4 protein-coding genes and 1 pseudogene are annotated in these 7,068 nt (G+C 75.6%); 2 read left to right on the plus strand and 3 right to left on the minus strand.

What is annotated here, in order from left to right:
- Positions 1-25: 25 nt before the first annotated feature.
- Positions 26-943: a hypothetical protein gene (locus ACFU7Y_RS36560; protein WP_224283024.1), complete on the minus strand. Its 918-nt coding sequence runs from the start codon at positions 941-943 to the stop codon at positions 26-28.
- A 53-nt stretch (positions 944-996) separates the two neighbouring features.
- Positions 997-1,362 (minus strand): metal-sensitive transcriptional regulator, encoded by a 366-nt coding sequence (locus ACFU7Y_RS36565; RefSeq protein WP_380770938.1) that lies wholly within the window; start codon positions 1,360-1,362, stop codon positions 997-999.
- Between the two features lie 185 nt (positions 1,363-1,547).
- Here ACFU7Y_RS36565 and ACFU7Y_RS36570 point away from each other — a divergent pair, with 185 nt between their 5' ends.
- Positions 1,548-3,791, plus strand: a complete 2,244-nt coding sequence (locus tag ACFU7Y_RS36570; RefSeq protein ID WP_380770936.1) for a heavy metal translocating P-type ATPase — start codon at positions 1,548-1,550, stop codon at positions 3,789-3,791.
- 124 nt (positions 3,792-3,915) lie between these two features.
- On the opposite strand, the gene ACFU7Y_RS36575 is transcribed toward ACFU7Y_RS36570, so the two are convergent.
- The gene (locus ACFU7Y_RS36575; RefSeq protein WP_380770937.1) at positions 3,916-5,706 is read right to left on the minus strand and encodes a serine/threonine protein kinase; all 1,791 of its coding nucleotides are present in this window, start codon (positions 5,704-5,706) and stop codon (positions 3,916-3,918) included.
- A gap of 208 nt (positions 5,707-5,914) precedes the next feature.
- Here ACFU7Y_RS36575 and ACFU7Y_RS36580 point away from each other — a divergent pair.
- Positions 5,915-7,068 (plus strand): annotated as a pseudogene (locus ACFU7Y_RS36580) (hypothetical protein); the annotation flags it as partial.

Below are 7,068 nucleotides of genomic sequence, written 5' to 3' on the forward strand. Positions count from 1 at the left end.
CGCCCGGCCCGTGCGGGGTGGCTGCTCAGTGCTGGTGGTCGCCGGCCGGCTCCTCGGTGGTGGGGGCGGGGGCGGCGGTGCCGTCGGCCGTCACGGTGAAGGCCGCCGTGCGGACGGTGCCCTGGTGCTTGAAGTCCAGGAAGAGGCGGTAGCTGCCGGTGCTCGGGGCGGTGGTGGTGAAGCCGATCTCCGGACCCGGGGCGGTGGTGTCCGGGTGGACGTGCAGGTAGGCGAGGTCGCCGGCGCGCAGTGCGACCAGGTGGCCGTATGCGCCGAGGTAGGGCTGGAGGTCGGTGACGGGCTTGCCGTCCTTGCTGACGCTCAGGGTGAGCCGGCCGCTGCGCCCGGGCGTGAGGTCGCCGCCCAGGGTGACGGTGTAGCCGTCGACGGTGACGGTCCGTCCGGTCTCCGGCAGCGGGGCGGGCCGCAGGTCGCCCGCGGCGTGCAGGTCGGCGCCGAGGGTGAGGCCCTCGGTGGCGCCGGCGGGGGTGAAGTCCGCGAAGACCCGGTACTCCCCGGCGGCGGGGACGGCGGTCGGGGCGCTCCAGGTGCCGTCGGCGGACAGTGCCGGATGCAGGTGCTGGAAGGTCGACAGGTCGCGTGGGGCGACGATCAGGTGCAGCTCCTTCTCGTGCTGCTGCTGGTAGGCGGTGACGGGCTTGCCGTCCGTGCCGAGGATGCGGAAGCGCAGGTCGGTGGGGGAGCCGGCGGTCACGAAGGGGTTCTCGACGCTGAGCGTGTAGCCGCGCTCGGAGACCTGGAGCCCGCCGGGCAGGTGCGCGGCGGTGGCGCCGGCCGTGGACTCCTCGCCGTGCCCGGCGTGCCCGGCGGTGGCGGGCCTGGGCGAGGGGCCGCTGCCGGTGGCGTGGCCGACGCCGAGGGCGAGGCCGAAGGCGGCGGCGAGTCCGGCGGCGAAGGCGGTGATGCGCAGCGGGGTGTTCATGACGGGGTTCTCCTCGTGGCGCGGGACGGAAGCGGAGCGAACGGGGCGGGCGCTCAGGCCCGCATGAGCCGGGCGATGGCCTGCGAGGCCTCGGCGACCTTGGCGTCCGCCTCGGCGCCGCCGGCCGCGATGGCGTCGTGGACGCAGTGGGCGAGGTGGGAGTCGAGCAGGTGCAGTGCGACGGACTGGAGGGCCTTGGTGGCGGCCGAGACCTGGGTCAGCGTGTCGATGCAGTAGGTGTCGGTGTCGACCATGCGCTGGAGGCCGCGGATCTGGCCCTCGACGCGGCGCAGTCGGCGCAGGAGCTGGTCCTTGTCGTTGTGGTAGCCGGCCATGGGGCCCTCCTCAGGATTCCGGCGGGAGTGCGGGGAGTGGTCGGCGGGACTGCGCGCCCCGCAGCTCGATGCCCTTGAGTCAATACCCCATGGGGGTATCAAGTCAAGCGGATCGCCGTCCCGAAAAATACCTGCCAGGGGTATCGGTGAAGCCTTGCGGTCGATACCCCTCGGGGGTATAAATGAACCCGGCGCCGCCAGGTACCCCTCCTGGGTATGACGGCCCGGCCGCCGAACGTACCGCACGACGACTGTCACGAGGAGCGACGATGACTACGCAGGCACCCGCCTCCGCGGAGGTGGAACTCTCGATCGGCGGAATGACGTGCGCCTCGTGCGCGGCCCGCATCGAGAAGAAGCTCAACCGGATGGACGGGGTCACGGCCAGCGTCAACTACGCCACCGAGAAGGCGAAGGTCTCCTTCGAGGGCGGCGTCGAGGTCGCCGACCTGATCGCCACCGTCGAGGCCACCGGCTACACCGCCGCGCTGCCCAAGCCCCCGGTCATCGAGGGCGCGGACGCCGGGCAGGCCGAGCCGGCCGACGAACTGGCCCCGCTGCGCCAGAGGCTGTTCACCGCGGTGGCGCTCGCGCTGCCGGTCATCGCGATGGCGATGGTGCCGGCCCTCCAGTTCGACAACTGGCAGTGGCTGTCGCTGACCCTCGCCGCCCCGGTCGTCACCTACGCCGCCTGGCCGTTCCACCGGGCCGCGTTCACCAACGCCCGGCACGGCGCCGCGACCATGGACACCCTGGTCTCGCTCGGCACCGCCGCCGCGTTCCTCTGGTCGCTGTGGGCGCTGTTCTTCGGCGACGCCGGGATGCCGGGCATGCGGCACGGCTTCGAGTTCACCATCGCCCGCAGCGACGGCTCGTCCAACATCTACCTGGAGGCGGCGGCCGGCGTCACCGCCTTCATCCTGGCCGGCCGCTACTTCGAGGCGCGCTCCAAGCGCACCGCCGGGGCCGCCCTCAAGGCGCTGCTGGAACTGGGCGCCAAGGACGTGACGGTGCTGCGCGGCGGAGCCGAGGTGCGCATACCGATCGCCGACCTCGCGGTGGGCGACCGCTTCGTGGTCCGGCCGGGCGAGAAGATCGCCACCGACGGCGTGGTGGTGGAGGGCGCCTCGGCGGTGGACGCCTCGATGCTCACCGGCGAGTCCGTCCCCGTCGAGGTCGGGGTCGGCGACAACGCCACCGGCGCCACCGTCAACGCGGGCGGACGCCTGGTGGTCGAGGCCACCCGGGTCGGCGCCGACACCCAGCTCTCCCGGATGGCCAAGCTGGTCGAGGACGCGCAGAACGGCAAGGCCGCCGCGCAGCGCCTCGCGGACCGGATCTCCGCGGTCTTCGTCCCGATCGTGATCACCCTGGCGGTGGCCACCCTCGGCTACTGGCTGGGCACCGGCGAGGGCTGGACCGCCGCGTTCACGGCAGCAGTGGCCGTGCTGATCATCGCCTGCCCGTGCGCCCTCGGCCTGGCCACCCCGACCGCGCTGCTGGTCGGCACCGGCCGCGGCGCGCAGCTGGGCGTCCTGATCAAGGGCCCGGAGGTCCTGGAATCCACCCGCAAGGTCGACACCATCGTCCTGGACAAGACCGGCACCGTCACCACCGGCCAGATGACCCTGCTCGCGGTGCACGCCGCCGAGGGCGTGGACCAGGCCGAGGCGCTGCGCCTGGCCGGAGCCCTGGAGCACGCCTCCGAGCACCCGATCGCCCGGGCGATCGCCAACGCCGCCGCCAAGGCCGGCGAGCTGCCCGCCGTCGAGGGCTTCGAGAACGTCCCGGGCCTGGGCGTCCAGGGCGTGGTGGACGGCCACGCCGTGGTGGCCGGCCGGGAGGCCCTGCTGAACGAGTGGTCGCAGTACCTGCCCGAGGCGCTGGCCGAGGCCAAGCGCACCGCCGAGGCGGCCGGCCGCACCGCGATCGCGGTCGGCTGGGACGGTGAGGCCCGGGCCGTGCTGGAGGTCGCCGACGCGGTCAAGCCGACCAGCGCCGAGGCCGTCGGCAGGCTGCGCGCACTGGGTCTGACCCCAGTGCTGCTGACCGGTGACAACCGGCTGGTCGCCGAGGCCGTGGCGGCCGAGGTGGGCATCGGGCCGGAGCACGTGATCGCCGAGGTCATGCCGCAGGACAAGGTCGACACCGTCAAGCGGCTGCAGGCCGAGGGCAGGGTCGTGGCGATGGTCGGCGACGGCGTCAACGACGCGGCCGCGCTCGCCCAGGCCGACCTGGGCCTGGCGATGGGCACCGGCACCGACGCCGCCATCGAGGCCGGCGACCTGACCCTGGTCCGCGGCGACCTGCTGGCCGCGGCGGACGCCATCCGGCTCTCCCGCAAGACCCTGGGCACCATCAAGAGCAACCTGTTCTGGGCCTTCGGCTACAACGTGGCCGCCCTCCCGCTGGCCGCGGCCGGCCTCCTCAACCCGATGATCGCGGGGGCCGCGATGGCCTTCTCCTCGGTCTTCGTGGTCGGCAACAGCCTCCGGCTGCGCCGCTTCCGCTGAGCCGCCGGTGCCGAACCCCCGGCCGAAGAACCGAGCCACTCTCCACCGCCGGGCCGAGGCCCCGGAGCCCCGCCAGGGTTCCGGGGCCCCGGCGCGTCCGCCGCCGCCGACTTCCGCCGGCGGATCACGCCCCCTCCGGCAGCTCCACCGCCTGCCAGCGGTACGCCGCGTCCTCCTGCCAGACCTGCAACTCGCCCTCCACCACCGCCGCCAGACACAGCCGCCAGTCGTCGCCCATGGCCAGCGCGACCCGGGTGGCCGGGCGCAGCGTGGGCCGCCACCAGCGCGGCCGGCGGGAGGCGCCGCCGGCCGGCAGCCGCAGCCGTACGCCGCCCGCGCCGGCCAGCGCGATGGTCGGGCCGCCGCGGTGGCCCACCATGGCGATGCCGAGCGAGGGCTCGCCGTCGCCGATCTCGGTTCCCGCCCCGGCCGCGCCGAGGGTGTGCAGCTGGGCCGAGCCGTCCGGCCGCAGCGTGGCTGCCTGCGGCCCTGCGGAGGTACGGGCCAGCGCCCCGGCGCGCAGCGGGCCGGCCGGGCCGACCGGGACGGGCGGTCCGGCGGCGCCGGGCCGCCAGCTCAGCACTCGCTCGCGGTGCTCCACCAGCAGCAGCCAGGCGCCGGGCCGCTCCTCCTCGGCGGCGAGCACCCGGTCGGCCGGGCAGCCGGGGTGCTCCTGGCCGGTGAGGGTACGGCCGGGCGCCCAGCGGTACGAGCGCAGTGCACCGCCGGCGGCCGTCCAGACCGTCATCTCCCCGGCCGAACCGACCGCGCCCGCCAGGCCGTTGACCCCGCGCGCCGCCTCCCACCAGCCGGCCGCCGTACCGGCCCACAGGGTGCCGCCGCGGTCCTCGGCCCAGACCACCAGCTCCTCCTGGATCCCGGCCCATCCGGCCGCCAACTCCCGTACAGCGGACGGGCCCTGGCCTGCCGGGAGCCTTCGGCCGAGCCGGCCCGGCCCGGCCAGTGCGGCGCCGTCCGCGCCGCCGGTGACCACCAGCGGCCGCCCGGCCGGGTCGGGCAGCACGGCCAGGCCCGCGGTGCGGGCCACCGGCCGGTGGACGCGCAGCAGTTCACGGCCCCGCTCGGCCCACGGGCCGAGCGGGGAGGGGCGGCGGTCCGGGTCGCGGGCCAGCGGCTCGCAGGCCCAGCGCGCCAACTCCTCGCTGTAGCCCGCCGCCAGCAGTTCGGCGCGGGCCTGCTCGGCGGCCAGCCGGTGGTCCAGGCGGCCGTGGTCGGGCAGCAGCAGGGTGCGGGCGAGGGTGCCGACCGCGAACAGGTCCTTGGCGGTGGTCGGGAAGCCGCCCACCTGCTCGGCCTCCGGCGGGACGTGCCCGGGGGTGAACACCGCGACGGTCAGGGTGTGGTCCAGCGGGGCGAGGAAGGTCAGGTCGATCAGCTTGACCTGCCCCTGGCCGTCCACCATGACGTTGGCGGGGGAGATGTCGCGATGCACCCAGCGCTTGCGGTGCAGCTCGTCGACGATCCGGCAGAGCCGGGTCAGCACCTCGGCCACCGCCGACGGGCCACCGCGCTGGCCGCGCGCCCACGTGTGCAGCGACGCACCTTCGACCCAGGGTGAGATCTGGTAGGCCAGCAGCGTGCCGCCAGGCGGGGTGCCGGGCCGGTGCGGGGAGGGGCCGAGCAGGAAGCTGGGCACCACCAGGTCGGTGACGCCGAGGCGGTGCGCATTGTGCGAGACGTCGTCCCAGCGGCCGAGCCAGCGCCGCACCTCGGTCGGGTCGCGCTCCAGCATGATCTTCGCGGCGACCAGCTCCTTGCGCCCGTTGTGTCCGGTGCGAACCGCCCGCCACACCTCGGCCTCGCCGCCCCGGTGGTGGAACTCCAGGAGCTCGTACTGCTCGGGGTCGAACTCCGGCCCGAACCGGAGCCCGGGCACCCAACGCGACTCGGACACACGACCCCCGACGCTTCTGACCGCTGTTGATGTGCTGCCGTGCTGCTGCTGATGTGATGCCCAGGATAGTGCTCTTTCCTGTTCGTCTGTCCGGTCGAGGGCCTATTCTGATGGCGTTCGATCAACATCACGACACGACGTCAACTCATGATCGCCCGCAGCGAGTTGATCATGGAGCGGGCGGTTTCCGAACGCAGGGGGACGGTGCATGGTGCTGTTAGCGGTGCTGCTGGTCGTGGTGGCGCTGACCGGTGCGGCCGCCGTCGTGCTGGCCCGCCGCAGACGGGCCCTGGACGCCGCGACGGTGGCGAAGGCACTGGCCGCGGCCGCCGAGCGGCTCGCCGCCGGCCGGGCCGCCCAGGCCCGCCGCCGCTACGCCCGGCTGGCCCGCGAACTCGCCGACGGGCCCGAGGAACTGCGCCCGCAGCGCGGCCTCGCCCTGCTCGGCCAGGCCGAGGCCACCGTCCCCACCGGCGACCAGCAGGCCACCCTCGCCCTGCACCGCGAGGCCTACCCGCTGCTCGCCGACCCGTCCCGGCAACTGCCCCGGTGGAGCCTGCGCCGCCTCGCCGAGGAACGGATGCAGGCCCCCGACGGCGACCTCGGCCCGCTGCTCGCCTTCCTCCAGGCCACCGCCGCCGGCGCCGAGCCCGGCGAGGAGGCCGAGGCCGCCGCCCGCACCGTCGACTGGCTGCAGTACCACTGCCGGGAGGGCGCCCTCGACCAGCGCGAGCACGTCACCGCCCGCGCCCTCGCCGCCCTGCCCGGCCGGGACTGGCCCGTGCTCGCCCGCGCCGCCCTGCTGCGTGCCACCGCCCGGGCCGCCGAGGCCGAGGCCCTGCTCGCCGCCGCGGCCCCGGCCGGCAGCAGCGAACTGTGGTTCCGCTGGGGCGCCCAGCTGTACGCCCTGCACCGCGACGAACCCGCCGTCACCGCCTTCGACGAGGCGCTGCGCCGCGGCCCCGGCGAGCCCTCCCCGTGGGGGCGCGGCCAGGCCCTGCGCACCGACGGCCTGCTCTTCCGCGGCCTGGCCCGCCAGCGCCTCGGCGCCACCGAGGAGGCCTGGGCCGACCTCGCGGCCGCCGTCGTGGCGAGCCCGACCGACCCCCGCCCCCGCTACGCCCTCGGCCGGCTCGCCCTGCTGCTCGGAGCCGACGAGCCGGCCCGGGAGCAGTTCGCCGCCGCCCTGACCGTCCAACCCGACTTCGCCCCGGCCCGGTTCGGCCTCGCCCTGGTGCACGAACGGGCCGAGTGCCCCGCCGAGGCCGCCGCCGACTACCGGGCCGGCCTCGGCGGTGCGCCCGACTTGCGCCCCCCCCGGGTCCGGCTCGGCCCCCCCCAGCTAGCCGCCCGGCAGGCCCA

The organism is Kitasatospora sp. NPDC057542 (assembly GCF_042801945.1).
Lineage (GTDB): Bacteria > Actinomycetota > Actinomycetes > Streptomycetales > Streptomycetaceae > Kitasatospora.

Excerpts from the sequence above, each read along its gene's own strand:
- ACFU7Y_RS36560 (WP_224283024.1), bottom strand. The coding sequence starts at position 943 with ATGAACACCCCGCTGCGCATCACCGCCTTCGCCGCCGGACTCGCCGCC.
- ACFU7Y_RS36570 (WP_380770936.1), top strand. The coding sequence starts at position 1,548 with ATGACTACGCAGGCACCCGCCTCCGCGGAGGTGGAACTCTCGATCGGC.